General features: G+C 71.1%; 23 protein-coding genes and 1 tRNA gene. 17 read left to right on the top strand and 7 right to left on the bottom strand.

The genetic code is table 11. From position 1 onward, the window contains the following. Positions 1-380 precede the first annotated feature (380 nt). From AB0H32_RS08130 to AB0H32_RS08120, 3 genes are all read left to right on the top strand, one after another. Positions 381-1877, top strand: coding sequence for an MFS transporter (locus tag AB0H32_RS08130; protein ID WP_361116044.1), 1497 nt, complete (start codon positions 381-383; stop codon positions 1875-1877). 309 nt (positions 1878-2186) lie between these two features. Next, positions 2187-2621: a DUF485 domain-containing protein gene (locus AB0H32_RS08125; protein ID WP_361116041.1), complete on the top strand. Its 435-nt coding sequence runs from the start codon at positions 2187-2189 to the stop codon at positions 2619-2621. Next, positions 2618-4228: a cation acetate symporter gene (locus tag AB0H32_RS08120; protein ID WP_361116038.1), complete on the top strand. Its 1611-nt coding sequence runs from the start codon at positions 2618-2620 to the stop codon at positions 4226-4228. Before AB0H32_RS08125 ends, AB0H32_RS08120 begins: the two co-directional genes overlap by 4 nt. A gap of 142 nt (positions 4229-4370) precedes the next feature. Here the strand turns inward: AB0H32_RS08120 and AB0H32_RS08115 are convergent, their stop codons facing one another. Beyond that, positions 4371-5294 carry a cellulose-binding protein gene (locus AB0H32_RS08115; protein WP_361116036.1) on the bottom strand — a complete coding sequence of 308 codons (924 nt, stop codon included), beginning with the start codon at positions 5292-5294 and terminating at the stop codon, positions 4371-4373. 285 nt (positions 5295-5579) lie between these two features. On the opposite strand from AB0H32_RS08115, the gene AB0H32_RS08110 reads away from it, so the two are divergent. Further along, positions 5580-6263: a DUF899 family protein gene (locus AB0H32_RS08110; protein ID WP_361116033.1), complete on the top strand. Its 684-nt coding sequence runs from the start codon at positions 5580-5582 to the stop codon at positions 6261-6263. Positions 6264-6342: 79 nt separating this feature from the next. Here AB0H32_RS08110 and AB0H32_RS08105 read toward each other — a convergent pair whose 3' ends face one another. Together AB0H32_RS08105 and AB0H32_RS08100 are read right to left on the bottom strand one after the other, a co-directional pair. Beyond that, positions 6343-9477, bottom strand: coding sequence for an SUKH-4 family immunity protein (locus tag AB0H32_RS08105; RefSeq protein WP_361116030.1), 3135 nt, complete (start codon positions 9475-9477; stop codon positions 6343-6345). A gap of 9 nt (positions 9478-9486) precedes the next feature. Beyond that, a complete protein-coding gene (locus AB0H32_RS08100) occupies positions 9487-10476 on the bottom strand; it encodes an SMI1/KNR4 family protein (protein ID WP_361116027.1) in 990 nt (329 codons plus the stop codon). A 286-nt stretch (positions 10477-10762) separates the two neighbouring features. On the opposite strand from AB0H32_RS08100, the gene AB0H32_RS08095 reads away from it, so the two are divergent. Then, the gene (locus tag AB0H32_RS08095; RefSeq protein WP_361116025.1) at positions 10763-11278 is read left to right on the top strand and encodes a YwqJ-related putative deaminase; all 516 of its coding nucleotides are present in this window, start codon (positions 10763-10765) and stop codon (positions 11276-11278) included. 178 nt (positions 11279-11456) lie between these two features. Beyond that, positions 11457-11951, top strand: a complete 495-nt coding sequence (locus AB0H32_RS08090; protein WP_361116022.1) for an SUKH-3 domain-containing protein — start codon at positions 11457-11459, stop codon at positions 11949-11951. Positions 11952-12086: 135 nt separating this feature from the next. On the opposite strand, the gene AB0H32_RS08085 is transcribed toward AB0H32_RS08090, so the two are convergent. Next, positions 12087-13403, bottom strand: coding sequence for a histidine kinase (locus AB0H32_RS08085; protein WP_361116019.1), 1317 nt, complete (start codon positions 13401-13403; stop codon positions 12087-12089). 166 nt (positions 13404-13569) lie between these two features. Here AB0H32_RS08085 and AB0H32_RS08080 point away from each other — a divergent pair, with 166 nt between their 5' ends. The 7 genes from AB0H32_RS08080 (at position 13570) to AB0H32_RS08050 (ending at position 19379) form a co-directional block, all read left to right on the top strand. Further along, entirely contained in the window at positions 13570-14463 is an 894-nt protein-coding gene (locus AB0H32_RS08080; RefSeq protein WP_361116016.1) for a hypothetical protein, read from the top strand. 6 nt (positions 14464-14469) lie between these two features. Then, positions 14470-14540: transfer RNA gene (locus AB0H32_RS08075), tRNA-Gln, on the top strand. A 124-nt stretch (positions 14541-14664) separates the two neighbouring features. After that, on the top strand, positions 14665-16113 hold the full coding sequence (gene glmU / locus AB0H32_RS08070; protein ID WP_361116013.1) for a bifunctional UDP-N-acetylglucosamine diphosphorylase/glucosamine-1-phosphate N-acetyltransferase GlmU: 1449 nt from the start codon (positions 14665-14667) through the stop codon (positions 16111-16113). Positions 16114-16268: 155 nt separating this feature from the next. Continuing rightward, positions 16269-17249 carry a ribose-phosphate diphosphokinase gene (locus tag AB0H32_RS08065; RefSeq protein WP_361116010.1) on the top strand — a complete coding sequence of 327 codons (981 nt, stop codon included), beginning with the start codon at positions 16269-16271 and terminating at the stop codon, positions 17247-17249. A gap of 209 nt (positions 17250-17458) precedes the next feature. Beyond that, entirely contained in the window at positions 17459-18058 is a 600-nt protein-coding gene (locus AB0H32_RS08060) for a 50S ribosomal protein L25/general stress protein Ctc (protein WP_361116007.1), read from the top strand. Positions 18059-18161: 103 nt separating this feature from the next. Further along, positions 18162-18764 carry an aminoacyl-tRNA hydrolase gene (gene pth, locus AB0H32_RS08055; protein WP_361116004.1) on the top strand — a complete coding sequence of 201 codons (603 nt, stop codon included), beginning with the start codon at positions 18162-18164 and terminating at the stop codon, positions 18762-18764. A gap of 108 nt (positions 18765-18872) precedes the next feature. Then, positions 18873-19379, top strand: coding sequence for a hypothetical protein (locus AB0H32_RS08050; RefSeq protein ID WP_361116001.1), 507 nt, complete (start codon positions 18873-18875; stop codon positions 19377-19379). Positions 19380-19444: 65 nt separating this feature from the next. Here the strand turns inward: AB0H32_RS08050 and ppc are convergent, their stop codons facing one another. Next, on the bottom strand, positions 19445-22177 hold the full coding sequence (gene ppc, locus AB0H32_RS08045; RefSeq protein WP_361115998.1) for a phosphoenolpyruvate carboxylase: 2733 nt from the start codon (positions 22175-22177) through the stop codon (positions 19445-19447). Between the two features lie 310 nt (positions 22178-22487). Between ppc and AB0H32_RS08040 the strand changes: the two genes are divergently transcribed. From AB0H32_RS08040 to AB0H32_RS08030, 3 genes are all read left to right on the top strand, one after another. Then, the gene (locus AB0H32_RS08040) at positions 22488-23495 is read left to right on the top strand and encodes an acyl-CoA desaturase (protein ID WP_361115995.1); all 1008 of its coding nucleotides are present in this window, start codon (positions 22488-22490) and stop codon (positions 23493-23495) included. Further along, positions 23492-24166, top strand: coding sequence for a TetR/AcrR family transcriptional regulator (locus AB0H32_RS08035; RefSeq protein ID WP_361115992.1), 675 nt, complete (start codon positions 23492-23494; stop codon positions 24164-24166). Before AB0H32_RS08040 ends, AB0H32_RS08035 begins: the two co-directional genes overlap by 4 nt. 71 nt (positions 24167-24237) lie before the next feature. Continuing rightward, positions 24238-24459 (top strand): hypothetical protein, encoded by a 222-nt coding sequence (locus tag AB0H32_RS08030; RefSeq protein WP_361115989.1) that lies wholly within the window; start codon positions 24238-24240, stop codon positions 24457-24459. Here the strand turns inward: AB0H32_RS08030 and AB0H32_RS08025 are convergent. Both AB0H32_RS08025 and AB0H32_RS08020 read right to left on the bottom strand, forming a co-directional pair. After that, complete coding sequence (locus AB0H32_RS08025) at positions 24434-24814, bottom strand: VOC family protein (protein ID WP_361116121.1); 381 nt, start codon at positions 24812-24814, stop codon at positions 24434-24436. The genes AB0H32_RS08030 and AB0H32_RS08025 overlap by 26 nt on opposite strands. A 2-nt stretch (positions 24815-24816) precedes the next feature. Continuing rightward, complete coding sequence (locus AB0H32_RS08020; protein WP_361115986.1) at positions 24817-25629, bottom strand: trans-aconitate 2-methyltransferase; 813 nt, start codon at positions 25627-25629, stop codon at positions 24817-24819. Positions 25630-25718: 89 nt separating this feature from the next. Between AB0H32_RS08020 and tamR the strand changes: the two genes are divergently transcribed. After that, positions 25719-26216, top strand: a complete 498-nt coding sequence (gene tamR, locus AB0H32_RS08015; protein WP_361115983.1) for a MarR family transcriptional regulator TamR — start codon at positions 25719-25721, stop codon at positions 26214-26216. The last annotated feature ends 161 nt before the right edge of the window (positions 26217-26377 follow it).

Below are 26377 nucleotides of genomic sequence, written 5' to 3'. Positions count from 1 at the left end.
GTGGTCCGGTGCGTCGCTCTGGGTACGTCGGTGAGTCTCGCGTCCGGCGGGTGTGCCGCGCACTGGCGCGGAGCCCCCTCTTGTGCGGGGGTAAACCCCACCCCCGCCGGTGCAGTCAGCCGCCCCACTCGGTGCGGTCAGCCGCCCCCCAGCGGCATAAAGCCAGGTTAAGGACGACACGGCCCCCGTCTCGTCCTCCGGACGTACGAACCGTCCCCGGGCCGTAGTACGGAGGAACCCCTAGGGGTGGTCCACCGCCGGGTGGAGTCCTTCTCGGGGTCGGCTCCACCCTCCGGCCCAGCAAGGCTCCACCCTCCCGTCGCGTGAGGGTCAAGTGGGAAGCTGGTGCGGGGCCGATAGATGCAAGGGGAAGGAATCCCGTGGGGGGTACACAGCCTGCGATACGCGATGGTGCCGCACGGCGCACCGCGACGAACCGGCGCGGCGCCGTGGTGGCCGCCCTGATGCTCGCGATGGCGCTGGCGGCGCTCGACGCCACCATCGTCTCGACGGCCGTCCCGCAGATCGTCGGCGACCTCGGCGGCTTCTCCGTCTTCTCGTGGCTGTTCTCGGGCTATCTGCTCGCCGTCACCGTCACGCTCCCCGTGTACGGCAGGCTCTCCGACACCTTCGGCCGCAAGCCGGTGCTGATCGCCGGCGCGAGTCTCTTCCTGCTCGGCTCCCTGCTGTGCGCGCTCGCCTGGAACATGGGCGCGCTGATCGCCTTCCGCATCGTGCAGGGCCTGGGCGGCGGCGCGCTCCAGGGAACCGTGCAGACGCTCGCCGCCGACCTGTATCCGCTGGAGGAACGCCCCAAGATCACGTCCAAGCTGTCCACGGTGTGGGCGGTGTCGGCGGTCGCGGGCCCGGCGGTCGGCGGCCTGCTCGCGGCCTACGCCGACTGGCGCTGGATCTTCCTGGTCAACCTGCCCATCGGCGCCCTGGCGCTGTGGCTGGTGGTGCGTCATCTGCGTGAGCCGGCGCGCGAGTCCCGCTCGGAAGCGCGTATCGACTGGGCGGGCGCGCTGGCGGTGTTCGCGTGCGGGGGCGTGCTGCTGACGGCGCTGGTGCAGGGCGGGGTTGCGTGGCCGTGGTGGTCCGCGCCCTCCCTCGCGCTGTTCACCGTGGGGCTCGCGCTCGCGGCGCTGGTGGCCGTCGTCGAACGCCGGGCGGCCGAGCCGATCATGCCCGGCTGGGTGTGGCGCCGCCGCACCATCGCCGCGGTCAACCTGGCGCTCGGCGCGCTGGGCCTGCTGATGGTGGCGCCCGCCGTCTTCCTGCCGACGTATGCGCAGGCGGTGCTGGGCCTGACTCCGGTCGCCGCCGGGTTCGTGCTGTCCGTCTGGACGCTGACCTGGCCGTTGTCGGCGGCGCTCAGCCAGCACGTGTACCGGCGGATCGGCTTCCGCAACACCGCGATGCTCGGCATCGGCGCGGCGGCGCTGATCCTGCTGGCGTTCCCGTTCCTGCCGTACCCGGGGGCGGCTTGGCAGCCGACGCTGCTGATGGCGCTCCTCGGGGCGGCGCTGGGCCTGTTCCAGCTCCCGCTGCTCGTGGGCGTGCAGTCGACGGTGGGCTGGGCGGAACGCGGTACGACGACCGCGTCCGTCCTCTTCTGCCGCCAGAGCGGCCAGACCATCGGCGCGGCCGTCTTCGGTGCGGTGGCCAACGGCGTCCTGGCCGCACGCCTGGGCGGCGCGAGCGACCTGGACTCGGTCACGCGCGGGCTGGATTCCGGTACGGCGCCCGAGGCCACGCGGCGCGCCGTCGCGGACGCGGTCCACGCCGTGTACGTGGGGGCGTCCTGCGCGGCGGCGCTGGCGTTCCTGGTGCTGCTGGTCCTGGCGCCGCGCCGCTTCCCGGTCCTGAAGGACTGAGCCCCGAAGTCGCAGACACCGCACGCCCGTTGACCTCCGTGCGCGACAGCGGGAACCCCGCCCGGGCAGGCGATGGCCGTCCTCGCCCCGCCCGCCCGGCGTTCGTCGCCGACGACGCCGCGTCAAAGGTCTGAGTTAATCGGGGTAACACCCCAGGTCAGCACCTATACGGCATAGTAAGCGCATACCGACTGGCCAGTTTGGTGAAAAGCTTCCGCCCTCCGGTTACGGGCGAGTAGCGTGCGTGGCTCGCCCCCCCAACTCCCTGCGGTCCGCCGCCACGGACCCGAGCCACGCAAGGAGACCGGGATGTCCTACGAACCGTCCCCGTCGTACCCGTACCCACCACGGCAGCCGAACCCGCCGCACCTCACCTATCCCTGGCAACCCCCGCCGCCCGTCCCCGAACCGGCCCCTCGCCGCACCCCGCCCCTCGCGCTGGGCAACCACAGCGACCTGCGCATCCTGCGCTCCGCCGCCCGCTGGCAGCGCCGCGTGGCCGGGCTCACCGCGCTCGGCTACTTCAGCCTGTTCCTGATCCTGTCTGCGTTCGCGCCGTCGTTCATGACGAGCACGGCGGTGGACGGCCTGCCCACGGGACTGCTGCTCGCCCTGGTCCAACTCCCCGTCACCTGGCTGGCAATAGCGCTCTACGAGCACACCGCGCGACGCTACGTCGACCCGCTCGCGGACCGCATCCGCAGACTGGCCGAGGTGGACGCGCGACGGGAGGCGGGCCGATGACGGGCTTCAGCGACTCCGCACAGACGATGTCACTGGTCGCCTTCACCTCGGTGGCGACGATCACGCTGCTCCTGTGCGTGATGACCGGCCCGGACCGCGACGGCCTGGACGAGTTCTACACCGGTTACGGGTTCCTGTCGCCGATGCGCAACGGCCTGGCCATCGCCGGCGACTACATCTCGGCGGCGTCCGTGCTGGGCACGGGCGGGGTGATCGCGCTGTGCGGCTACGACGGGATCGTGCTGGCACTGAGCACGACGCTGTCGCTGATGCTGCTGATGTTCCTGCTGGCCGAACCGCTGCGCAACGCGGGCCGGTTCACGATGGGCGACGCGCTGGCCCGCCGGATGCCGGGCCGCGCGGTACGGATGACGGCGTGCGCGGTGACGATCGCGGCGCTGCTGCCGCTGATGCTCGTCCAACTGGCGGGCGCCGGACAGCTGCTGGCGTTCATCCTCGGCTTCTCCAACGACTCGCTGAAGACCGGATGCGTGGTCGGGCTGGGCCTGCTGATGATCAGCTACGCGGCGATCGGCGGGATGAAGGGCACCGCCCTGATCCAGATCCTGAAGATCGTGATGCTGCTCGGTTCGGGCGCCGTCGTCGCCGTGCTGATTCTGCGCCAGTTCGCCTGGGACCCCGGTGCGCTGTTCCATGCCGCGGCGCAGCAAAGCGGCGTCGGCGACGCCTTCCTGCACTCGGGCCTGGAGTTCTCCGGCGGGGCCAATCCGCACCTGGACATGATCACCTCGGAGCTGACCGTCGTCCTGGGCGGTGCCTGTCTGCCGCACATCACCATGCGCACGTACACCGCCTCCAGCGCCCGCCAGGTGCGGCGCTCGATGTCCTGGGCGGTCTCGGCGGTCGCACTGTTCGTGCTGGTGGTCACGGTGGTCGGCTTCGGCGCGACCGCACTGATCGGACGCGCGACGATCGCGGCCGCCGACCCGCAGGGCAACACGGCGTATCTGCTCGGGTCCAGGGCGGCCTTCGGCCCGAACGTGTCCACGGCGGAGACCCTGCTGTTCACGACGGTGACGACCGCGATCTTCCTGACCCTGCTGGCCTCGGTCGCCGGCATGATCCTGGCCTGCGCCAACTCCCTGGCCCACGACGTCTTCGCGGCCCGCGTCCAGGAGATGCCGGCCCGCCGGGAGATGACCCTGGCCCGCGTCTCGGCACTGGCGGTCGGCATCCCGGCGATCCTCCTGTCCACCCAGGTCCAGCACCGCAACCTGCAGCCCCTGGTGACCCTCTCCTTCTGCCTCGGCGCCTCCGCCATCGCCCCGGCCCTCGTCTACGGCCTCTTCTGGCGCCGCTACACCCGTGCGGGCCTGCTGTGCACCCTGATCGGCGGAACGCTGGCGGTGCTGGCGCTGATGCCGGGGACGAATCTGGTCTCCGGCTCGCCGACCGCGCTGTTCCCGGACGCCGACTTCAACTGGTTCCCCTTCACGACGACGGGGCTCGTCACCATCCCGCTGGGCTTCGCCCTCGGCTGGGCGGGCACGGTCGTCTCCGGGCGCAGGAAGGCGGAGGAACAGCGGCGCCAGTACGAGGCGGTCGAGGGGTGGATCCTCGCCGGGGCGGTGCGCAGGGGCGGCTGACGCCCACGGTGTGATGAGGCGGCGTGCGCCCGCGCGAGCATCACCCGCCGCTCCGCGGGCACCCTCCCGGCCCCACCGCAGGCGCCCTTCTGCTGCTTCCCCGGCTTCACCCCACCGGCGCACTCCCGGTACTCTCCCGGCGCTACTCCAGCGGTGCGCTCCCGGCGCTCTCCCAGCCCGACTCCACCGGGTCCCTCCCGGTCAGGGACATGAGGCTGCTGCGCACGTGGTCCATCTGGGCCTGCACCTCGTCCCACGTCTCCCCGTGCTCGCGCAGCACCCGCTCGGTCTCCCGGACGATCCGTTCCTCGCGCGCCCGCGCCTCCGCGAGGATCTCGTCGGCACGCGCGCGTGCCTCGCCCAGGCACCGGTCCTCGGAATGCCGGGCATCGGCCATCGCCTGCTCGGCCTCGGCCAGCTCGGTCTCGGCACGCGCGATCTGCTCCGTGTAGTGCGTGTCGAGCGCGACCACACTCTCCTCCGTCCCGCGCTCCAGGGCGGCCAGTTGCTCGACGAAGTCCTTCTGCTGCCCGGTGAGCATGACGGAGCAGCGCTGACGCGTCTCACGCACATCGGCCAGCGCCTCGCTGCGCTCCTCCTTCACCTCGCTCCGGGTGGAGATACGGATGCGGTCCTCCTCGGCGCGCGCCGCGAGCAGCCGCTGCCGCGCGTACTCGTCCGCCTCGGCGCGGAGGGCATCGGCGTACGCCTGTGCCCCGCCCTGCACGCTCTCCGCATGGACGCGCGCCTCGTCCGTCAGGCGCTGCGCCTCCTGCCGCGCGCCCTCGCGGACCGCCGTCTCCTCCTCCAGCCCGAGCTGGAAGAGGAGACGTGCACGCTCACCCAGCGTCTCGTACGTCTGCGGCGCGAGCTGCGCCACGACCTCCCGCAGTCGCAGCAGTTCCTCGCTCATCTCCCGCGCGAGCACCGTCAGCCGCGCGGCTCTCTCCCACGCGGCATCCCGATCGTCGGAGAGGGCGGTGGCGTAGGCGTCGGCCTGTTCGGGACAGTAACCGCGCCCGCGCCCGGCCATGAAGCCGTGGGGCGATACCGGTGCACCGCTCATCCTGGAACCCCTCTCCACCGAACGGACCACGAGACGATGATTTCGCGCACATCTTGATGTACGGGACGGAAAGGCTCATAACGCGACACTCCGGCCGGACGTCACGGCCGGTCACGGTCAGTACAGTCGTGCGCGCCGTACGCCCCGTGCGCGCCGTACGCGCCGTACGAGCTGTGCGCGCCGTACGAGCCCTGCGCGCCCGTACGAGCCGTGCGTGCTTCCGGCGACGGCGGTGAAGCGGTCCTAGACTCGAACCACCCGGGGGGTCCCACCCAGGAGGACGCGATGTTGCGGCACACCCGACTGCCCGGCGAGTCCGCGGACTACCTCGCCGCCCGCGAAGAACTCCGCCTCGCCGAGATCGAGCTCATGCGCCACCGCGAGCAGGTGGCGGCCCGGCGCCGGGCACTCCCGCCGGGGCCGCCGGTCGACGACTACGTCTTCCTCGAAGGCCCCGCCGACCTCGACGCGGGCGACACCCCGGTCCGTGAGGTCACCCTGAGCGAGCTGTTCACCGCCCCGGACCGGCCGCTGATCATCTATCACTTCATGTACGGCAAGCTCCAGAAGAACGCCTGCCCCATGTGCACCATGTGGATCGACGGCTACAACGGCGTCGCCCGCCACATCGCGCAGAACGCCGACCTCGCCATCGCGGCCGCCGCCGACCTGCCCACCCTGCGCGCCCACGGCCGCGACCGCGGCTGGACCGATCTGCGCCTGCTGAGCTGCGGCGACAGCACCTTCAAATACGACCTGGGCAGCGAGGACGAGGACGGCGAACAGGACTCCACCGTCTCGGTCTTCACCCGGGACGGCGACGGCACCGCCCGCCACTTCTACTCCATGCACCCCCGCATGGCCGAGGACATCGACCAGCGCGGCATCGACCTGCTCACCCCCGTCTGGCACCTGCTCGACCTGACCCCGCACGGCCGCGGCGAATGGTTCGCGGGACTGGACTACTGAGCGGCGGCGCCGGGGCGGCCCCGGGCGGCGCAGGCATGGCACTGCACCGCCCGGGCCGCCCGGACCTACGGAGCGTGCCTCACAGCAGCCCGTCCCACATCTGCTCCAGCAGCACCGACCACCAGCTCTCCGGCGAACCGAGCGCCGCCGGGTCCAGGGCGGCCAGCTGCGCCTGGAAGTCGACCGTCCAGCGGCCCGCCTGCTCCTGGTTCAGCCCACTCCGCAGCCGCCACATCCGGCCCAGCAGCGCAAGGCACCGCGCGAACTCCGGAAGCCCGGAGTTGACGAACTGCGGCGCCACCGGCGCACCGCCCGGGCCCGCCTCCACCGGCACGGCCACGATGTTCGCCGTGCCGTACTGCACACAGATCGCCCGGCCGAAGTCGGTGCCCATGACGAGGTACGAGCCCGCGTCCGCGGCCGGCTGCACCCCACGTTCGGCAGCCAGCTCCGCCAGCGTCGGCACCGGACGGCCCGGCTGGGCCTGCGCCCAGAAGAACGGGCTCAGGTCCACCGGCAGCCCGGCCACCACCAGCGTGTGCGCCACGACCGGCGGCACACCCTGCCGCGACACCGCCTGCTGCTCGAACCGGAAGACCCCCGGACCGAACGCCGCCGCCAGCTCCTGCGCGATCGCCTCCGGCGGGACGGGCGGCACGGCCTGCACCGGCAGCAGCGGCGCCCGCACCGGCGCCGGGCGGGCAGGCCCGTCCGCCACCTGGTGCAACTCGCCCTGGTGCGCCAGCAACTGCTGCATGCCCTGCTGCCGGCTCGCGTGATCCGTGCCGTACGGCGCGATGCTCGTGATCCGCGCCTGCGGCCACTGCTCCCGGATCATCCGCGCGCAGTACGCGCCCGGCAGCTCGCACGACTCCAGCTCCGTGTGCAGCTCCAGTACCTGGTCCGGCGGCACGTTCATCGAGCGCAGCTCGTGGAAGATCTGCCACTCCGGGTGCGGCGTGCCCGGCGCCGAACGCCGGATCAGCTGCTGCTCGGAACCGTCCTGCGCGCGGTAGCGCAGCACGGCCTGGTATCCCGGACCCACCGTCGGCTGCCCCTGCGGCGGATAGCCGTACGCCGGAGGCTGCCCCGGCAGCGGCCCGCCCGGCGGCGGCACCGCACCCGGCGGCATCGCCTGCGGGGCACCCGGAGGCATGCCGGGGGCGCCCGGCGCGGGCGGCGGGGGTAGGCCCGGGCCACCCACGGGGGGCGCGGCCAGCACGGTCTGCGCCTGGTGCACGGCACCGCGCGGACCTCCGGCAGCGCCGGGGGCGCTCGGGGGCTGCGGGGCACCGGGGGCGCCCGACGACTGAGGCGCGCCGGGAGCGGGAGGCATGCCGGGGGCGCCCGGAGCCGCGGGAACGCCGGGCGGATGGGGCATGCCGGGGGCGCCCGGCACACCGGGAACACCCGGAGGCATCGGCGCACCCGGCGCCTGCGGCGCACCCGCTCCCAGCTGGCTCGGGTCGGCCAGCACCGTGGCCGCGTGGTGGACGTTGCCCGGGGGCGTGCCAGGAGCACCCGGCGCGCCGGGCGGGTTGAGGGCACCAGGAGCCTGCGGCACACCCGGAGCCTGCGGCGCCTGCGCACCCCCCGGCCCACCGGGACCACCCGGAGCACCCGGCCCCTCGGGCCCGAGCGCGGACACGAGCTGCGTCGGCACGTACCCGCCCGCAGGCGCACCCGGCGCACCGGGCGCACCAGGGGCGGGCGGCGCGGGATGGCCCGGACGCGCGCCCGGCGTACCAGGGGCGCCCGGCGGAGGCGGAGGCGCGCCCGCCCCGCCGCGCGCCTTGCGCGGCGGTGGCGCGGCCTTGCTCGTCGCGGCATCCGCGATGTCCCCGGCGTTCGACGCGAGCGGCCGCCCGGGACCGGCCGGAGGCTGCGGCGCGTGCGGGGCACCGCCCGGCGCCTGCGGATAGCCGTAACCGGGAGCGGCCTGCGGACCGCCCGGGGCACCCGGACCCTGCGGGTAGCCGTAGCTCGGCCCAGGCGGAGGCGTGCTGCCCAGCGGAGCGCCCGGCGCACCGGGAGCCGCAGGGGGCGCGGGCTGCGTGGTGCCGGGCGCCGCGGAGTAGACCGGCGCGCCCGGCGGGGGCGTACCGGGGGCCGCCGGGCCCTGCGGGTAGCCGTACTGCGGCGCACCCGGAGCCGGCGGAGGCGTACTGCCCGCAGGCGGGGGCGTGCTGCCCAGCGGCGCGGCCGGGGCACCTGGGGCGACCGGGGTGCCCGGGGCGGGCGTGCCGCTCGGCGCACCCGGCGGCGGGAAGTTGTGCGCTCCCGGCGGCGGGAAGTTGTGCGCTCCCGGCACGTTCTGGGCATCGAGCGCCGGCGCGACCGCCGTGGGCGGCAGCTGGCTGCCCCCCGACATCAGCGCCGTCTTCGCCTCCGGCGCCGCCGGAGGCCGCGGAGCCGGGCCGTCCTGCTCACTCAACGGCGGTGCGAACACCGTCGCGGGCAACGGCACCGAACGGTCCTCACCGGCGTCGGCGTTCGTGTCCGTACCGGCCCACGGCGTGGCACCGGCAGGCACCTCCGGCGCACCGGGGACACCCGGGGCACCAGGCACACTGGCCGCAACCGGCCCACTGGGTGCACCTGGCACACGCGACGCATTGGGCACATGGGGCGCATTCGACGCACCCGGCACACCAGGTGCGCCCGATGCCGCAGCCGCAGCACCCGGCACCGCAGGCACCCCGGCCTGCGTCTCGGCAAGCGCCCCGCCCGCGGCAAAACCCCCTCCGGCCGCACTGCCACCCACACCGGCACCGGCACCAGACCCGGTCGCAGCCGGAACCGCAGCGCCCGAGTCCGCCCCCGACCGCCGGTCCGGAAGACCCAGCTTGTCCGCCGCCTCCTGCAACCACTCCGGCGGACTCAGCAGGAACGACGTCTGATTCAGATCCACCCGCGCAGGAGCCGGCGCCGGCACCGCGTCCTCGGGCTCCTCGGCACGGCCGTACTCCTCCTCGTACCGGCGGATCACCTCACCCACCGGCAACGCCGGCCACAGCGTCGCCTCGCCACTGTCCCGGGCGATCACCAGCCGCTGCCCGCCCGCATCCGAACGCGGGCCCTCCGCACGGTCCTCGCCCCACACCACGAAGCCCAGTTCGAACTCCCGCACCCGCACCTCACGATGCTGGTACGCCGGAACGTCCCCGTTGATCCACTCCTCGGCGCGCTCCTGCGCCTGCGCAAACGTCACCATCGCCGAAGCTCACTCCCCCACGGAAGAGACCGGAACGGCACGCGCGAAACCGCCGTCCACCATCAGGTTCGCCACCGTCTCCAACTCCGGCGGATTGCCCGCGAGCCGCGACAGGAAGGCGTCGAAATCGTCACCGCACGGCAGCAACAGCCGCTCCACCCGGTCGGCCGGCGGCCACGACGGATCCACGTCCCGCGCATCGTCGTACGCGCAGAACCACACCGAACCCAGCCGCTCGCCCTTCACCTTCACCGCGAGCAGACCGCCCTGCACAAAACCGACGCACAGATAGTCCTTCGTCAGATGGTCGCGCAGGCACTTGTTGGCGTACACCAGGTCATTGACCGCCGCCTCCTCCCGCACCGTGAAGAACGGCTGGTCCAGCAGCAGCCCCAACTCGGCGACCAGCGCCGTGCCCACGGGCGCACAGCCACCCGCCGCCTTCAGGAACGAGCGGTACGCGCCGGGCAGCCGGTAACCCAGGTCCTCCTCGACGCCCTGCACCTGCGACTCCGTCACCGCCACACCCGACTTCGGCAGCCCGAAGTGCGCCGGACGCGTCTCCTGCAACGGCCGCGTCCCCCGCTTGCCCTGGTCCACCGGAGCCGTCGCGATCCCACCGTGGTGCCGCAGCAACGCCTTCACCTCGACCGGAACCAGCTCCAGCCGCCGCGAGCCCACCACGTGATGCCACGTCCAGCCGTGCGGCGTCGCCACATCCGGCACCGTGTCCCACAACTCGTGCCCCGACGCCGCGAGCGCCGCGTTCGCCGACACATAGTCCGTCAGCCGCAACTCGTCGACACCGAAACCCTCCGGCGGCTCGGCGATCTCCGCCGCCGCGCGCGCGTACGCCGAGAAATCCGGGTAACCACTCTCATCGACCCGTACCCCTCTCGGGTGACGTGCCGCCCGGACCGGATCCGGGAAGTGCACGACCTGCCCGGCGTAGGCCGCGTTCGGCGGCGCGGCTTGCTGCCCGAGCCGACCTGTCGTCATGGCGGTTGCCCCCTGCGGCGTTCTCTCTGGCCTGAACGGCGGTGTCGATCGCGGATGCCGACAGCCTATGCGGTACACGAACCCCGGTCACCGGCCCACCGCATCCACAGGCCCACCCACCCCCCGTTCCCGCCACCCACCGACCCCCCACAACCGTGACCAGCCGTCACCCTGCCGTGACAGCCCGCCCAAACCCGGGCGTGTCGCACCGCCCCAGCTTCCCGACCAGCCACGGCATTTGGCACTCTGTGACCTTCGGGGGACGCCCGGGGAGGGGAAGGCGATCATGAATACCTTGCAGACCGGAGGTAACGACGTGCGGGCCGGAGACCCTCGCATCGGCTGGAGCGGCACCGGCACACCCCCCGCCCCCGCCCTCCTCCACCGCCGCGACGGCATCCTCCCCACCGTCGCCGCAGCCCTCTCCGTCCGCGGCGCCACCCTCACCGGCACCGCAGCCCGCGGCGACCAGCCCCCGCCCCTGCATCCCCTCGTCCAGGACTTCCTCGACACCCTCACCAGCGGCCAGCGCGACCGCTTCACCGGCCGCTGCGCCGAAACCATCCTCATCTCCCGGCACATCGCCGCCGCCGACGCCACCCGCTCCAGACGCGCCGCCCGCAAACCGATGACCAACGGCGAGGCCCGCAAAGTCCTCAAACAGGCCAAACTCACCGCCCGCCGCATACGCGAGGACGGCGACCCCCTCCACGGAAGCTTCGCCACCCCCTGCCGCGCCTGCACCGCCCTCAGCGCCCACTTCGGCGTCCGCATCGTCGACCCGGCCACAACCGACGGCTGAACCGACGCCCCAAGCGACGACCGAACCGGCATCCGAACCGACGCCCCAAGCGACGACCGAACCGGCATCCGAACCGACGACCGACCCGGCCACCGAACCGACCGCCGGACCCCGGCACCCGCCGGCCCAGCCCGGCACCGCACGGCACGACCCAGCAAGCACGACGATCGAAGGGCAGATGCACCCCGACCGCACCTCCACCACACGCTTCCCCGTACCCGTCGACGCCGCCCTGCGCGCCGCCGGCTGGCAACCCGGACGCTGGGACATAAAGCAGGCGGAAGTCTGGGCCGACACCCTGCGCGACCACACCTCACCCGCAGGGCACCGGCACACCGTCTTCCCCGCCGCCGTCGAAGCCTGGGCCGAATTCGGCAGCCTCCGCATCGCCCCCACCGGCCCCGGCCGCCAGATCGCCCCCGCCACCCTCCACCTCGACCCCCTGCACGGCCTCCACCTCGCCCGCACCCTCGGCGACCTCGGCCGCGCCCTCGCCACCGAGGTCTGCCCCCTCGGCGAGGAGACCGACACCGCCGCCCTCCTCGCCATCGACGCCCAGGGCCGCGTCTACACCCTCGACCACACCGGCGACTGGTACGTCGGCCCCGACATCGACCACGCCCTGGCCACCCTCATCGCCGGCATGGAACCCGCCCGCCTCACCACGGGCTGACCCACACACCCGCCTCACCACGGGCCGCCCCACGCCCGCTCACCACCGGCCGGCCTCCCACGGGCCGCCCCACCCCGCCTCACCCACCGGCCGCCCCCACCGAGCCACAGCACGCCGCAGGCCGCCCCACCCGGCCTACGTCGCCGGAATCACCGCCGACACCCGGAAACCGCCCGCATCCGTCGGCCCCGACACGAACACACCCCCCAGCGCCACGACCCGCTCCCGCATCCCCACCAGACCATTGCCGCCCGACGGCAACCGCGCCGCCGCCGCCGACGCCGGCTCCGGAGGCGGCTCGTTCTCCACCTGCATCGCGATCTCCACCCCCCGATGCGCCAGCCGCACATACGTCTTCGCACCCGCCGCATGCTTGTGGACGTTCGTCAACGCCTCCTGCACCACCCGGTACGCCGTCTGCTCCACCTCCGCCGCATACGAACGCGCCTCCCCCTGCACCGACAGATCCACCGCCATCCCCGCCGCGGCCGACTGCCCCACCAGCTCCTCCAGCTCCGACAGACACGGCCCCTCGACACCGCCGCCGTCCTCACCGGCCGCCCGCGACGCCGCCTCCGCGGCAGCCACCCCGACCGCCACCAACGGCGCCGAAGCCGCACGCCGCCCCGCGTCCTCCCCCGCCCGCAGCACCCCGAGCATCTCCCGCAGCTCCGTCAACGCCTGCCGCCCCATGTCCCCCACCAGCGCCGCGTTCTTCACCGCCTTCTCCGGATCCTTACGCGCAACCGCCTGCAACGCAGCCGCATGCACCACCATCAGACTCACCCGATGCGCGACCACGTCATGCATCTCACGGGCGATCCGCGTCCGCTCCTCGTTCCGCGCCCACTCGGCCCGCTCCTCCGCACGCTCCGCCAGCAGCTGAAGCTCCCGCTCCAGACTGTCCGCCCGCTCCCGCAGGCTCTCCATCAGCCGACGCCGCGCCCCCACGTACAACCCGAGCAGCAACGGCGGAGCCGTCAGCCCCAGAGACGTCGTGATCGACGCGAACGGGACAAACCAGTCACCGAGGGTCAGATCACCCCGCGCCATGTCCTGCCGCACCCGCACGAACGTCACGATCATCGTGCCCAGCAGCGTCATCCCCGCCAGCGCCACGATGATCCGGCGCGGCAGCTCACACGCGGCCAGCGTGTACAGGCCCACGATGCCCATCAGGAAACCCATCTGGGCCGGCGTGATCGCGATCGCGACCAGCACGACCGCGATCGGCCACTTCCTGCGCACCAGCAGCACCGAACCGGCGATCAGCCCGAACACGATCCCCACCGACACCGGGATCCCCGCATCCCGGGCGAACGGAATCCCCTCGGCACCGCACTCCACGGCCGACACCAGCGCGAGACTCCCGTCGAGCACCGCACTGCGCCACCTGGCCCACCACCACGGGCCGGTCAGGGCCCTGGCGCGCTCTTCCCCCGTCGTGGTCATGCCTCCAGCGTACGGGCGCGCACCACGGCATTTCCGGTGACTTTCGCCTACTGGCCTGGACCACACTCCGTAATCGAATGACACCAGAACCCACCGGAATCCCTCGAACTGCTGAACCACACCAGTTCGACACCGGAAGCCCACATTCCGCGCGGACGGTGTGCGTATGACACATGCATCCGGCAAGAGCAGCGGCAAGAACGGCAAGTACGAGGACTTCGAGGGATTGCGGGAGCGAGCGGTGGCGTTACGGCGGGAAGGGCTCAGCCGACGACAGATCCGCGACCGGCTGCACGTCGACAACAACGACATCCTCAACCGGCTCCTGGAAGGAGAACCACCGCCGCAGTGGACGAAGCGGCCGAACGCGAAGGACGACCTACAGGAGAAAGCACGGGAGCTGCGCCTCCAGGGGTGGACCTACGACCAGATCCAGGTCGCACTGGGGTGCTCGAAGAGTTCGATCTCCCTGTGGGTGCGGGATCTGCCGAAGCCGGAGCCCCGGGAACCGAGCGAACAAGCGAAGCTGGCAGCCCAGAAGCGGTGGGAGCACGAACTGGCGATCCGTGACGAGCAGCGACGACGCACCAAGACGGCGGCGGCGCAAGAAATCGGCCCCCTGTCCGACCGCGAGCTGTTCATCGCCGGCGTCGCCCTCTATTGGGCCGAGGGCACGAAGGACAAACCCCACGCCCGCCGCGAGCGAGTCGTCTTCGTCAACAGCGACCCCAACATGATTCGCCTGTTCCTGGCCTGGCTCGACCTGCTCCGGGTGCAGCGTGACGACATCGGCTATCGGCTGATGATCCACGAATCGGCCGACATCGAAGGGGCTGAAGAGTACTGGGCCGACCTGATCCCGGCCGACGCCAACGCCTTCGGCAAGACGACGCTGAAACGACACAACCCGAAGACGGTCCGGAAGAACACCGGCGAGGACTACCGCGGCTGCCTCGTCGTCACCGTGCGGCAAAGCGCCGAGTTGTACCGTCGCATCGAGGGCTGGTGGTACGGCATAGTAGGGGCTGTCACCGCAACCGATCTTCCAACTCGGACATAGCGGTAATCCCGGGTCGTCTAAGGGCAAGACGTCAGATTTTGGTTCTGATCATGGGGGTTCGAGTCCTCCCCCGGGAGCACATGCTTGGTTCGGGTCCTGACCGGTGACAGCACCGTCAGGGCCCGCACTCATATCCCCCCAACCCCACCCCGGTATCCTGCGGCTGTCACCCCCACCCATCCAGAGCCGAAGGGCAATTCCGTGAGCGCCATTCGCCCGGCAGCCGTCGTCGTTCTCGCAGCGGGTGAGGGCACCCGTATGAAGTCGGCCACACCGAAGGTCCTGCATCAGATCTGCGGCCGTTCCCTGGTCGGCCATGTGCTGGCCGCCGCCGGTGAGTTGGACCCGGCGAACCTGGTCGTCGTCGTGGGCCACGCCCGTGAGCAGGTCGCCGCGCACCTGGCGGAGATCGACCCGGCCGTGCGGACCGCCGTGCAGGCGCAGCAGAACGGGACCGGTCACGCGGTACGGATGGGGCTGGAGGAGCTGGGCGGGTCGGTCGACGGGACCGTGGTCGTCGTGTGCGGGGACACCCCCCTGCTCACCGGCGAGACGCTCACGCAGCTCGCCGCCACCCACCACGCCGACGGCAATGCCGTGACGGTGCTGACGGCCGAGGTTCCGGATGCGACCGGTTACGGCCGTATCGTGCGCGACGGGGCGAGTGGCGCCGTGACCGCGATCGTGGAGCACAAGGACGCCACCGAGGCGCAGCGGGCGATCCGGGAGATCAACAGCGGGGTGTTCGCGTTCGACGGGCAGTTGCTGTCGGACGCGCTGAAGAAGGTGCGGACGGACAACAGTCAGGGTGAGGAGTACCTGACCGATGTGCTGGGGATTCTGCGGGAGGCCGGGCATCGGGTCGGGGCTTGCGTGGCCGCCGATCACCGGGAGATCGCCGGTATCAACAACCGTGTGCAGCTGGCCGAGGCTCGTCGGATTCTCAATGACCGGCTGCTGACGCGGGCGATGCTGGACGGTGTGACGGTCGTGGATCCGGCCAGCACATGGGTCGATGTGACGGTGACGTTCGAGCAGGATGCGCTCGTGCACCCGAACACGCAGCTCACCGGTTCGACGCACATCGGTGAGGGTGCGGAGGTCGGGCCGAACAGCCGGCTGAAGGACACCCGGGTGGGTGCGGGGGCGCGGGTGGACAACACGGTGTCGGACGGGGCGCGGATCGGTCCGCAGGCGTCGGTGGGGCCGTATGCGTATCTGCGGCCGGGTACCCGTCTCGGGGTGAAGTCCAAGATCGGTACGTATGTGGAGACGAAGAACGCGGCGATCGGTGAGGGGACGAAGATTCCTCATCTGTCGTATGTGGGTGACGCGACGATCGGTGATTTCACGAACATCGGTGCGGCCAGTGTGTTTGTGAACTACGACGGTGAGAACAAGCACCACACGACGGTCGGGTCGCACTGCAAGACGGGTTCGGACAACATGTTTGTGGCTCCTGTCACGGTCGGGGACGGTGCTTACACCGCTGCCGGGTCCGTGATCACGAAGGATGTGCCGCCGGGTTCGCTGGCCGTGGCCCGTGGTCAGCAGCGGAATATCGAGGGTTGGGTGGCCCGGAAGCGTCCTGGGAGTGCGGCCGCGAAGGCGGCCGAGGCGGCGTCCCGGCAGGGTGAGGCCGAGGGCTGACCGGAAACGGGTGCGTCGAAGTCGGCGTACCGTGATAAGTGCACATCCGCACGAGTGCATACCCGCACCCCTACCAGCTGATACGGCCTCTCATGCCCAGCCGTGAGGTCGATCGAGCAGTCGGCTGGCTGAGACACCTCTGAGGAGACAGTGCTGTGACCGGGATCAAGACGACCGGCGAGAAGAAGTTGATGTTCTTCTCCGGCCGCGCCCACCCCGAGCTTGCCGAGGAGGTCGCCCAGCAGCTGGGTGTCGGGGTTGTCCCGACGAAGGCCTTCGATTTCGCCAATGGTGAGATCTACGTCCGTTACCAGGAGTCGGCTCGTGGTGCGGACTGCTTCCTGATCCAGAGCCACACGGCTCCGATCAACAAGTGGATCATGGAGCAGCTGATCATGATCGACGCGCTGAAGCGTGCGTCGGCTCGTTCCATCACGGTCATCGTGCCGTTCTACGGTTACGCGCGGCAGGACAAGAAGCACCGGGGTCGTGAACCGATTTCGGCGCGTCTGATCGCGGATCTGATGAAGACCGCGGGTGCGGACCGGATCCTGACGGTGGATCTGCACACGGATCAGATCCAGGGCTTCTTCGACGGTCCGGTGGATCACCTGTTCGCGCTGCCGCTGCTGGCGGACTACGTGGGCGGGAAGGTGGACCGGGACAAGCTGACCGTGGTGTCGCCGGACGCGGGCCGGGTGCGGGTGGCGGACCGGTGGTGCGACCGGCTGGGTGCGCCGCTGGCGATCGTGCACAAGCGCCGTGACAAGGACGTGGCGAACCAGGTGACCGTCCACGAGGTCGTGGGTGAGGTCAAGGGCCGGGTGTGTGTGCTGGTGGACGACATGATCGACACCGGTGGCACGATCTGTGCGGCCGCGGACGCGCTGTTCGCGCATGGTGCGGAGGACGTCATCGTGACGGCGACGCACGGTGTGCTGTCGGGTCCGGCTGCGGACCGGCTGAAGAACTCGCGGGTGAGTGAGTTCGTGTTCACGAACACGTTGCCGACGCCGGGTGAGCTGAGTGCGGATCTGGACAAGATCAAGGTGCTGTCGATCGCTCCGACGATTGCGAGCGCGGTGCGTGAGGTGTTCGAGGACGGGTCGGTGACCAGCCTCTTCGACGAGCAGTGAGGTTTCTGCACTAGCGTCCGGCGCTAGCGCTCACTGAAGATCCTTTTGGGTGCGGCCTCCCCCTCCGAGTAGACTGCTGCAGTTGCTCGGCGAGGGAGGCCGTAGTCGTGTGTGCGACTTCGGCGGTCCGTTATCGACGCGCTCTTCGTAGCAGGCCGTTCGTGGCCGGGTGACCACGTCCGTTCCCAGTTCTGCGAGGAGTGATCAATATGTCCGAGGTGAAGCTCGCCGCCGAGACGCGCACCGAGTTCGGCAAGGGTGCCGCCCGTCGTATCCGCCGTGACCACAAGGTGCCCGTCGTTCTGTACGGCCACGGTGCCGACCCGCTGCACCTGACCCTGCCGGGCCACGACCTGCTGCTGGCGCTGCGTACGCCGAACGTCCTGATCTCCCTGGACATCGACGGCAAGACCAACGAGCTGGCGATCCCGAAGGCCGTGCAGCGCGACCCGCTGAAGGGCCACCTGGAGCACGTCGACCTGCTGCTGGTCAAGCGTGGCGAGAAGGTCACGGTCGAGATTCCCGTGCACGCCGAGGGCGAGCTGGCCGCCGGTGGCAACCTGCTCGAGCACGTGCTGAACGCGCTGCCGGTCGAGGCCGAGGCCACGCACATCCCCGAGGCGCTCACCGTCTCCGTCGAGGGCCTGGAGGCCGGTGCCTCCGTCCACGCCAAGGACATCAAGCTGCCGTCCGGTGTGACCCTGGCCGTCGACGAGGACGCGGTCGTTCTGCAGGTTCTGCAGGCGCAGGTCGAGGAGGCCGTCGAGGGCGAGGGTGCCGAGGGCGCCGAAGAGGTCGCCGAGGCCTGAGCCTGCCCGACCGGCCCACAGCGGTAACAGCGATTCGGCTGCCACAGCGGAATCAGCCGCTGCTCCCCTTGGGGGAGCAGCGGCTCTCGCGTATCAAGGAGACATGGACGTGACCACCCCCGCCAGCGCACCCTGGCTCATCGTCGGGCTCGGGAATCCCGGGTCGGAGTACGCCATGAACCGGCACAACGTCGGGTTCATGGTGGTGGATCTGCTCGCGGAACGGATCGGGGGGAAGTTCAAGCGGGCGGGCAAGGCGCAGGCGCAGGTGCTGGAGGGGCGGATCGGGCCGGTCGGGCCGGCGGGCCGTCGGGTGGTCCTGGCCAAGCCGATGTCGTTCATGAACGTGTCGGGCGGTCCGGTCAACGCGTTGCGGGACTTCTACAAGGTGCCGGTGGCGAACATCGTCACGGTCCATGACGAGCTGGACATCGACTACGGCACGCTGCGGCTGAAGCTGGGCGGTGGCGACAACGGGCACAACGGTCTGAAGTCGATGACGAAGGCGATGGGGGCGGAGTACCACCGGGTGCGGTTCGGGATCGGCCGGCCGCCGGGGCGGATGCAGGTCGCGGACTTCGTGCTGAAGGACTTCTCGTCGGCGGAGCGCAAGGAGCTGGACTATTTCGTGGACCGTGCGGCGGACTCGGTGGAGTGTCTGGTGACCGAGGGGCTGGAGCGGGCGCAGAGCGCGTACAACACCTGAGCGCACGAGGCCGTCGTACACCTCCTGAGCGCACGAGGGCGGCGTACAACTCCCGACTTGTCGTGGCATCCTTCCCGGCGGAGTTGACCAGCCGCGTGAGTATGGCCAATGATCCCGGCCATGCCTGCCACAGCCGCCACCGCTCGCCAGGCCTCCGTGACCGCGCTGCGGTTCGGGCGGGTCGCATCGATGGGTGCGCTCGCCGCGCTGATTCTGTTCGCCGGGGTGTGGGGTTCCTGGGGGACCGCGCAGTACGTGATGCTGACGAAGGGGCGCGAGCGCGGCACGCTCCAGGTCACCCGGTGTGACGGGGGTACGTGTTCGGGGCGGTTCACGTCGGCGTCGAAGGACACGGCCGGCCGGAAGCGGGTGGTCATCGACGATTCGGTGGCGGTACGCAAGGGCCCGACGTACGCCGTCGTCGTGAAGCCCGGCACCGGGGACGCGGTGCGGTCCGGGCCGGCTGGGATCCTGTACGCCTGGGTGCCGCTCGGCGGGGCGCTGTTGCTGGCCGCGGTGGTGGTCGCCGGCGGGATGCGGCTGACCCGGGTGGCGTGGGTGCTGGGTGGTTCGGGGGCCGCGCTGCTGACGGCGGCGTTCGTGGCCCTGCAGTGACGTGAGACGGGTGTGCCCCCGGGTTCGTACGAACCCGGGGGCACAGTCATGTGCGGGTGGAGTCGTCAGCCGGTGTTGCGCAGGCCCGCCGCCACGCCGTTGACGGTGAGGAGGAGGGCGCGGGACAGGAGCGGGTCGGGCTCGGCGCCCGTGGCCGCGGCGTCGCGCTGGCGCTTGAGCAGGGTGACCTGGAGGTAGGAGATCGGGTCCAGGTAGGCGTCGCGGACGGTGAAGGTCTGGCGGAGGGCGGGCTGGGCGTCGAGGAGTTCGTTCTCGCCGGTGATGCGCAGGACCTCGCTGACGGTCAGCTCGTGTTCGGCCTTGATGGTGTCGAAGACGTGCTTGAGCTCGTCGGGGACGAGCGTGTCGACGTAGTGCTGGGCGATCCTGAGGTCGGTCTTGGCGAGGGTCATCTCGACGTTGGAGATGAAGTTGCGGAAGAAGTGCCACTGCTGGCGCATCTCGTCGAGGACGGTGTCCAGACCGGCCTCGCGCAGGGCCTTGAGGCCGGAGCCGACGCCGAACCAGCCGGGGACGATCTGCCGGGACTGGGTCCAGCCGAACACCCACGGGATGGCGCGCAGGCCGTCCAGGCCGGCGCCGGAGTCGGGGCGGCGGGAGGGCCGGGAGCCGAGGTGGAGGTCGGCGAGCTGGTCCACGGGGGTGGAGGCGAAGAAGTAGGCGGGCAGGTCGGGGTCCTCGACCAGGCTGCGGTAGGCGGCGTGGGCGGCGTCGGAGACGACGTCCATGGCCGCGTCCCAGCGGGCGAGGGCCTCGTCGGACTGGCGGGGGGCGGTGTGCAGGGCGGAGGCCTGCAGGGTGGCCGCGACCGTCAGTTCCAGGTTCTCCCGGGCGAGGGAGGGGATGAGGTACTTGTCGGAGATGACCTCGCCCTGTTCGGTGACCTTGATCTCGCCCTCCAGGGTGCCCCAGGGCTGGGCGAGGATGGCGTCGTGGGAGGGGCCGCCGCCGCGGCCGACGGTGCCGCCGCGGCCGTGGAAGAGGCGCAGGCGCACGCCGTAGCGGTGGGCGACGTCGCGCAGTCGGCGCTGGGCGCGGTGGATCTCCCACTGGCTGGTGGTGATGCCGCCGAACTTGGAGGAGTCGGAGTAGCCGAGCATGACCTCCTGGACGTCGCCGCGCAGCGCGACCAGGCGCCGGTAGGACGGGTCGGAGAGCATGTCCTCGAGGATGGTGTCGGCGGCGCGCAGCTCGTCGGTGGTCTCCAGGAGGGGGACGATACCGATCTTGGCCCAGCCGGCGTGGAGGTCGACGAGTCCGGCCTCGCGGGCGAGGACGGCGGCGGCGAAGACGTCGTCGGCGCCCTGGCACATGGAGATGATGTAGGACTCGACGACCTCGGGTCCGAAGACTTCGAGGGCGCGCTTGACCGTCTCGAAGACGCCGAGGGTCTTGGCGCCGGCCGCGTCGACGGGGGCCGGGGTGGGTGCGAGCGGGCGGCGGGAGCGCAGTTCCTTGGCGAGGAGCTTGGCCCGGTATTCGCGGGGCATGTCGGCGTAGCGCCAGGATTCCTCGCCGAGGCGGTCGAAGAGCTGGCCGAGGGCGTGGTGGTGGGCGTCGGCGTGTTCGCGGACGTCCATGGTGGCGAGCTGGAGGCCGAAGGCGGCCAGGGTGCGGATGGTGCGGCTCATGCGGCCGTCGGCGAAGAGTGCGCCGCGGTGCTCGCGCAGGGAGGTCTGGATGAGCCTGAGGTCGGTGAGCAGTTCGCCGGTGCCGAGGTAGTCGCGGCCGTCCTCGTGCGGGGTGCCCTTGGCGAGGCGCTGCTTGGTGTTCTCCAGCTTCTGCCGGATGCAGGTGGCCTTGAGGCGGTAGGGCTCCTCGGCGTTGAGGCGCTTGTAGCGGGGGCTGATCTCGGGCAGCCGCTCCAGGTCGGTCTGGAGGGACTGGAGGAGTTCGTCGGTGGCGCCGGCGTAGCGGATGGAGTTGGAGAGCAGGCCGCGCAGTTCGTCGATCATCTCCAGGGCGTCGTTGATGCCGTGTTCGTGCTGGAGGATGAGGACGTCCCAGGTGACCTGGGGGGTGACGTTGGGGTTGCCGTCGCGGTCGCCGCCGATCCAGGTGCCGAAGGTGAGGGGGCGGGTGTCGTCGGGGAGCTTGACGCCGACGCGCTCCAGTTCGGCGGTGAGGTCCTCCAGGACGTCGCCGACGGCGTCGGCGTGCAGCTCGTCGAGGTAGTAGATGGCGTTGCGGGCCTCGTCGGCGGGCTCGGGACGTACGACGCGCAGTTCGTCGGTCTGCCAGACGAGGTCGATGTTCTCGGCGAGGCGGACGTCGTGGCGGCGGCGGTCGGAGTCGAGGACGGGGGTGTCCAGGAGCGCGGCGATGCGCCGGAGCTTGTTGAGGACCGAACGGCGCGCGGCCTCGGTGGGGTGTGCCGTGAACACCGGGCGAACGTTGAGGTGCTCGACGGCCTGCCTCAGGTGCTCGGGGTCGGCGTCCTTGAGGCGGTCGGCGGTGCGGGCGAGCAGGCCGCCCTCGGCGGCGCGCCGGGCGCGCAGCTCGCGGCCGCGGTGCACCTGTTCGGTGACGTTGGCCAGGTGGAAGTAGGTGGAGAAGGCTCGGACCAGCTGGGCGGCGGTCTGCAGTTCGGTGCCGCGCAGCAGCTCGGCGGCGGCCTCGCCGTCCTCTCGGGTGAGGCGGCGGACCTTCTCGACCAGTTCCAGGAGGTCGGGGCCTTCCTGCCGTACGAGGGTCTCGCCCAGGAGGTCACCCAGTCGCCTGATGTCGGCGCGCAGCTCGCTGCTGGTCGTGGTGGTCTGGTCGTCGGCACTGCTCACAGGTGCGGCTCCTTGCAGTGTTGAAGCTCATCTGGGAGGGAACCCGGGGCATCGATCCACCACGCGGCGGGTACCGCATACGGGCCGGATGGTCCGGGAAGGAATCAGAGCGGACCGCGCTGTCCGACCGACTCCCAGGATAGGTGTCCACTCGGACGCGCAGGTTCTCGGGCTCTTGCCGCCGGGCGATGCGCTGCCATACTTACGACGCCGTAGGTTACGGAACCGTAGGGAGGTCCCGTTCCTGTCCCGTCCGGTCCGCGGGCACCACGGCAGCTGCTTCCACCCTCGAACCCCCCAGGGGACGCGCATGACCTCAAGTTCCGATGTGATCGAAGAAGCCCGTCAGGCCACCGACACGACCACCCCCTCCGCCACGCTGGGCGGCGAGCAGAAGCGTTCGATCGAGCAGATCACGCTGCTCCTGTTCATCCTCGTGCCGTTCCTGGCACTCGTGGCGGCTGTGCCGCTGGCCTGGGGCTGGGGGGTGAGCTGGCTCGATCTGGGCCTGATGGTGTTCTTCTACTACCTCGGGTGCCACGGCATCACGATCGGTTTCCACCGGTATTTCACCCATGGTTCGTTCAAGGCCAGGCGGCCCCTGCGGATCGCGTTGGCGATCATGGGTTCGATGGCGGTCGAGGGCCCGCTGGTGCGGTGGGTGGCCGACCACCGAAAGCATCACAAGTTCTCCGACGCCGAGGGTGACCCGCATTCGCCGTGGCGGTTCGGGGAGACGGTTCCCGCGCTGGTCAAGGGTCTGTGGTGGGCGCACATCGGCTGGCTGTTCGACGAGGAGCAGACCTCGCAGGAGAAGTACGCGCCGGACCTGATCAAGGACGGCGCCATCCGGGCGGTCTCCCGCCAGTTCGTGCTGTGGACGGCCGTGTCCCTGCTGCTGCCTCCGCTGATCGGCGGGCTGGTGACGATGTCCTGGTGGGGTGCGTTCACCGCGTTCTTCTGGGGGTCACTCGTGCGAGTGGCGCTGCTGCACCATGTGACGTGGTCGATCAACTCGATCTGTCATGCGGTGGGCAAGCGGCCGTTCAAGTCGCGGGACCGTTCGGGCAACGTGTGGTGGCTGGCGGTGCTGTCGTGCGGGGAGTCCTGGCACAACCTGCACCACGCCGACCCGACCTCCGCGCGTCACGGCGTGATGCGCGGCCAGATCGACTCCTCCGCGCGGATCATCCGCTGGTTCGAGCTGCTGGGCTGGGCGTACGACGTGCGCTGGCCGTCACGCTCGCGTATCGATTCGCGGCGTAATACCGAGGAAGGCGGCTCCCGGCGCCGGAAGGAGACCGTAAAGGCGGCATGATTGACGCCGTGGCGACCGACTCCAGCACTCCCAGTACCGATAAGCCGCGGCGAGCGCGCCGGACCCGTATGACCGGTGCCGAGCGCCGCCAGCAGCTGCTGGAGATCGGTCGCACCCTCTTTGCGGCGAAGGGTTTCGAGGGCACTTCGGTGGAGGAGATCGCGGCGAAGGCCGGGGTGTCCAAGCCGGTGGTGTACGAGCACTTCGGTGGCAAGGAGGGGCTGTACGCGGTGGTGGTGGACCGCGAGATGCGCCGCCTGCTGGACATGGTCACCGGTTCCCTCACGGCCGGCCACCCCCGTGAACTGTGCGAGCAGGCCGCTTTCGCTCTCCTGGACTACATCGAGGAGTGCACGGACGGTTTCCGCATCCTGGTGCGTGATTCGCCGATCCCGCAGTCGACCGGCTCGTTCGCGTCGCTGATCTCGGACATCGCCACCCAGGTGGAGGACATCCTGGGCCGCGAGTTCAAGTCCCGCGGCTTCGATCCCAAGCTCGCGCCGCTGTATGCGCAGGCCCTGGTCGGCATGGTCGCGCTGACCGGGCAGTGGTGGCTGGACGTGCGCCGCCCGAAGAAGGCGGAGGTCGCGGCCCATCTGGTGAACCTGGCGTGGCACGGCCTGGACGGGCTGGAGCCGAAGCCGCGGTTGATAGGGCACCGGAAAAGCTGACATTCGCCTCAAGAGGTGACATCAATGGACCACGAGATGCGTCTTGTGGAACGAACGAGGCGCGACCGAGCGTGCGATCAGCGCTGCTCGTGCCCGACTCGGTGACCTCGTCCGGCGTGCGGCGCACGGACGCGGTGTCCGAGCCGGGAGGCCGTCGACGCTCGCCGGAACACCACTCCACCGCCTGCGGTGTCACCGTCCGGCGCCTGCGGGTGGGCGACCACCGCATGCTGTGCGCCGTCGGCGACGAGGTGATCCACGTTCTCGTCACCCACCCGGGCCGGACGGCCTGAGCGCCTCCAGGAACTCCAGCCGGTTGCCGACCGGGTCCTCGGAGTAGAAGCGCAGGTGGCCGGGCAGGTTGTCGTCCCAGGTCACGGGGGCGCCGTGGGCGGCGAGGCGGGCCGCGTAGGCCTCGATGTCCGTCACGCGCAGCCCCGGGTGGGCCTTCCTCGCGGGGCGGAAGTCTTTCTCGATGCCCAGGTGGAGCTGCACGGATCCCGCCTGGAACCAGCAGCCGCCGCGTGCCGCGAGCGCCGGCGGCTTGACGATCTCCGTCATGCCGAGGGCGTCCTCGTAGTACGTCCGCAGCTCCGGCTCGGATCGGGGCGGGGCCGCCAGCTGGACGTGATCGACGGCGGCGAGCATCCTCACGCCCCCTTCACGGCCACGGCGAACAGGCGCCGGAAGGGCAGGACCGTGCCGTAGGGCGCGCTCGGGTAGGCCTCGCGGAGCAGGTCGCGGTACTCGGTGACGAAGGCGTCGCGGGCCTCGGGGTCGTCGGCGAGGGCGGTCAGGGCGGGGCGCAGGCCGGTGCCCTTGACCCAGTCCAGGACCGGGTCCTCACCGGCGAGGACGTGGCAGTAGGTCGTCTGCCACACGTCGGTGGCGCAGCCGAGGCGGGCGAGGCGGTCCAGGTAGGTGCCGGGGGTGTGGACGGAGTCCGTGCGGCGCAGGACGTCGGCGAGGCGGGCCTTCCAGCGGGGTGTGGCGGCGAGGTCGCGCATCAGGGCGTGCAGCGGGGCGTCGATGTTGTCGGGGACCTGGAAGGCGAAGGTGCCGCCGGGTTTCAGGGCGGCGATCCAGTCGGGGAAGCGGTCGGTGTGCCCCGGCACCCAGTGGAGGGTGGCGTTGGAGACGATCAGGTCGCAGGGTTCGTCAGGCGTCCAGGTGCGGGCGTCGGCGGGGGCGAAGTCCAGGCGGCCGCCCTGGGCCGTGGCGCCGGCGTGGTCGACGTGGGCCTTGTCGAGCATCTCGGGCGAGTTGTCGTAGCCGGTGATGTGCGCGGTGGGCCAGCGGTCGGCGAGCAGGGCGGTGACGTTGCCGGGGCCGCAGCCGAGGTCGGCGATGCGCGGGCGCTCGTCCGGGAGGGCGGGGATGCGGGCGAGGAGGTCGGTGAAGGGGCGGGCGCGGTGGCCGGCGTGGCGGAGGTACTGGGCAGGGTCCCAGGTGGGCGTCGTCATGTCGTCCACTGTCCCGCCCCATATATCTTGATGTCAAGAGACTCGAGATCAAGAGACTTCATGTCGACACAACCACTACACTGATCTCCATGGAGGACGAGGTCGATCGACTGGTCGCAGCGTGGCGCCGGGAGCGTCCGGACCTCGATGTGGAGCCGCTGGAAGTGCTCAGCCGGGTGAGCAGACTGGCCCGGCACCTGGACCGCGCACGCCGGCTCGCCTTTTCCGAGCATGAGCTGGAGCCCTGGGAGTTCGACGTGCTGACCGCCCTCAGGCGCGCGGGCACGCCGTACCAGCTCTCGCCCGGGCAGCTGCTGACGCAGACCCTGGTCACCTCGGGCACGATGACCAACCGGATCGACCGGCTCGCGAAGAAGGGCCTGGTGGAGCGGCTGCCCGATCCGAGCGACCGGCGGGGCGTCCTGGTCCGGCTGACCGATACGGGCCGCGACCGTGCCGACCAGGCGCTGGCGGGCCTGCTGGAGCAGGAGCGGGCGATCCTCGCCGAGCTGTCCCGCACCCAGCGGGGCGAACTGGCCGGTCTGCTACGCCAGTTGACGGCCCCGTTCGACAACATCCCCGGTTAGGGACCTGCCGGGCGGCTCCTGCCGAAGACGCGGGGTCCGGCACGCACATCTGCGGCGTTGTCGTCACTCTCCCCCACGCTCGAACGAGCTCGCGCGGGGGCACCCCCATCGCTCCGCCTCGACTCCCTTCTCCGCCTTGCAGCTGCACGCACCAGACCCCG

The sequence above is a fragment of the Streptomyces sp. NPDC020362 genome (assembly GCF_040642095.1).
Classification (GTDB): domain Bacteria; phylum Actinomycetota; class Actinomycetes; order Streptomycetales; family Streptomycetaceae; genus Streptomyces.
Note: the sequence above shows the minus strand (reverse complement) of the source record. Positions and strands in the feature narration are given on the sequence as shown.

What these genes read in the sequence shown, in the direction of transcription:
- AB0H32_RS08115 (WP_361116036.1), bottom strand. Translation starts at nt 5,294, where the DNA reads ATGAGCGGTGCACCGGTATCGCCCCACGGCTTCATGGCCGGGCGCGGG.
- AB0H32_RS08035 (WP_361115992.1), top strand. Translation starts at nt 23,492, where the DNA reads ATGATTGACGCCGTGGCGACCGACTCCAGCACTCCCAGTACCGATAAG.
- AB0H32_RS08120 (WP_361116038.1), top strand. Translation starts at nt 2,618, where the DNA reads ATGACGGGCTTCAGCGACTCCGCACAGACGATGTCACTGGTCGCCTTC.
- AB0H32_RS08040 (WP_361115995.1), top strand. Translation starts at nt 22,488, where the DNA reads ATGACCTCAAGTTCCGATGTGATCGAAGAAGCCCGTCAGGCCACCGAC.
- pth (WP_361116004.1), top strand. Translation starts at nt 18,162, where the DNA reads ATGGACGTGACCACCCCCGCCAGCGCACCCTGGCTCATCGTCGGGCTC.
- AB0H32_RS08110 (WP_361116033.1), top strand. Translation starts at nt 5,580, where the DNA reads ATGTTGCGGCACACCCGACTGCCCGGCGAGTCCGCGGACTACCTCGCC.
- AB0H32_RS08060 (WP_361116007.1), top strand. Translation starts at nt 17,459, where the DNA reads ATGTCCGAGGTGAAGCTCGCCGCCGAGACGCGCACCGAGTTCGGCAAG.
- AB0H32_RS08080 (WP_361116016.1), top strand. Translation starts at nt 13,570, where the DNA reads ATGACACATGCATCCGGCAAGAGCAGCGGCAAGAACGGCAAGTACGAG.
- AB0H32_RS08105 (WP_361116030.1), bottom strand. Translation starts at nt 9,477, where the DNA reads ATGGTGACGTTTGCGCAGGCGCAGGAGCGCGCCGAGGAGTGGATCAAC.
- AB0H32_RS08020 (WP_361115986.1), bottom strand. Translation starts at nt 25,629, where the DNA reads ATGACGACGCCCACCTGGGACCCTGCCCAGTACCTCCGCCACGCCGGC.
- tamR (WP_361115983.1), top strand. Translation starts at nt 25,719, where the DNA reads ATGGAGGACGAGGTCGATCGACTGGTCGCAGCGTGGCGCCGGGAGCGT.
- AB0H32_RS08125 (WP_361116041.1), top strand. Translation starts at nt 2,187, where the DNA reads ATGTCCTACGAACCGTCCCCGTCGTACCCGTACCCACCACGGCAGCCG.
- AB0H32_RS08100 (WP_361116027.1), bottom strand. Translation starts at nt 10,476, where the DNA reads ATGACGACAGGTCGGCTCGGGCAGCAAGCCGCGCCGCCGAACGCGGCC.
- AB0H32_RS08090 (WP_361116022.1), top strand. Translation starts at nt 11,457, where the DNA reads ATGCACCCCGACCGCACCTCCACCACACGCTTCCCCGTACCCGTCGAC.
- AB0H32_RS08025 (WP_361116121.1), bottom strand. Translation starts at nt 24,814, where the DNA reads ATGCTCGCCGCCGTCGATCACGTCCAGCTGGCGGCCCCGCCCCGATCC.
- AB0H32_RS08085 (WP_361116019.1), bottom strand. Translation starts at nt 13,403, where the DNA reads ATGACCACGACGGGGGAAGAGCGCGCCAGGGCCCTGACCGGCCCGTGG.
- AB0H32_RS08050 (WP_361116001.1), top strand. Translation starts at nt 18,873, where the DNA reads ATGATCCCGGCCATGCCTGCCACAGCCGCCACCGCTCGCCAGGCCTCC.
- AB0H32_RS08095 (WP_361116025.1), top strand. Translation starts at nt 10,763, where the DNA reads ATGAATACCTTGCAGACCGGAGGTAACGACGTGCGGGCCGGAGACCCT.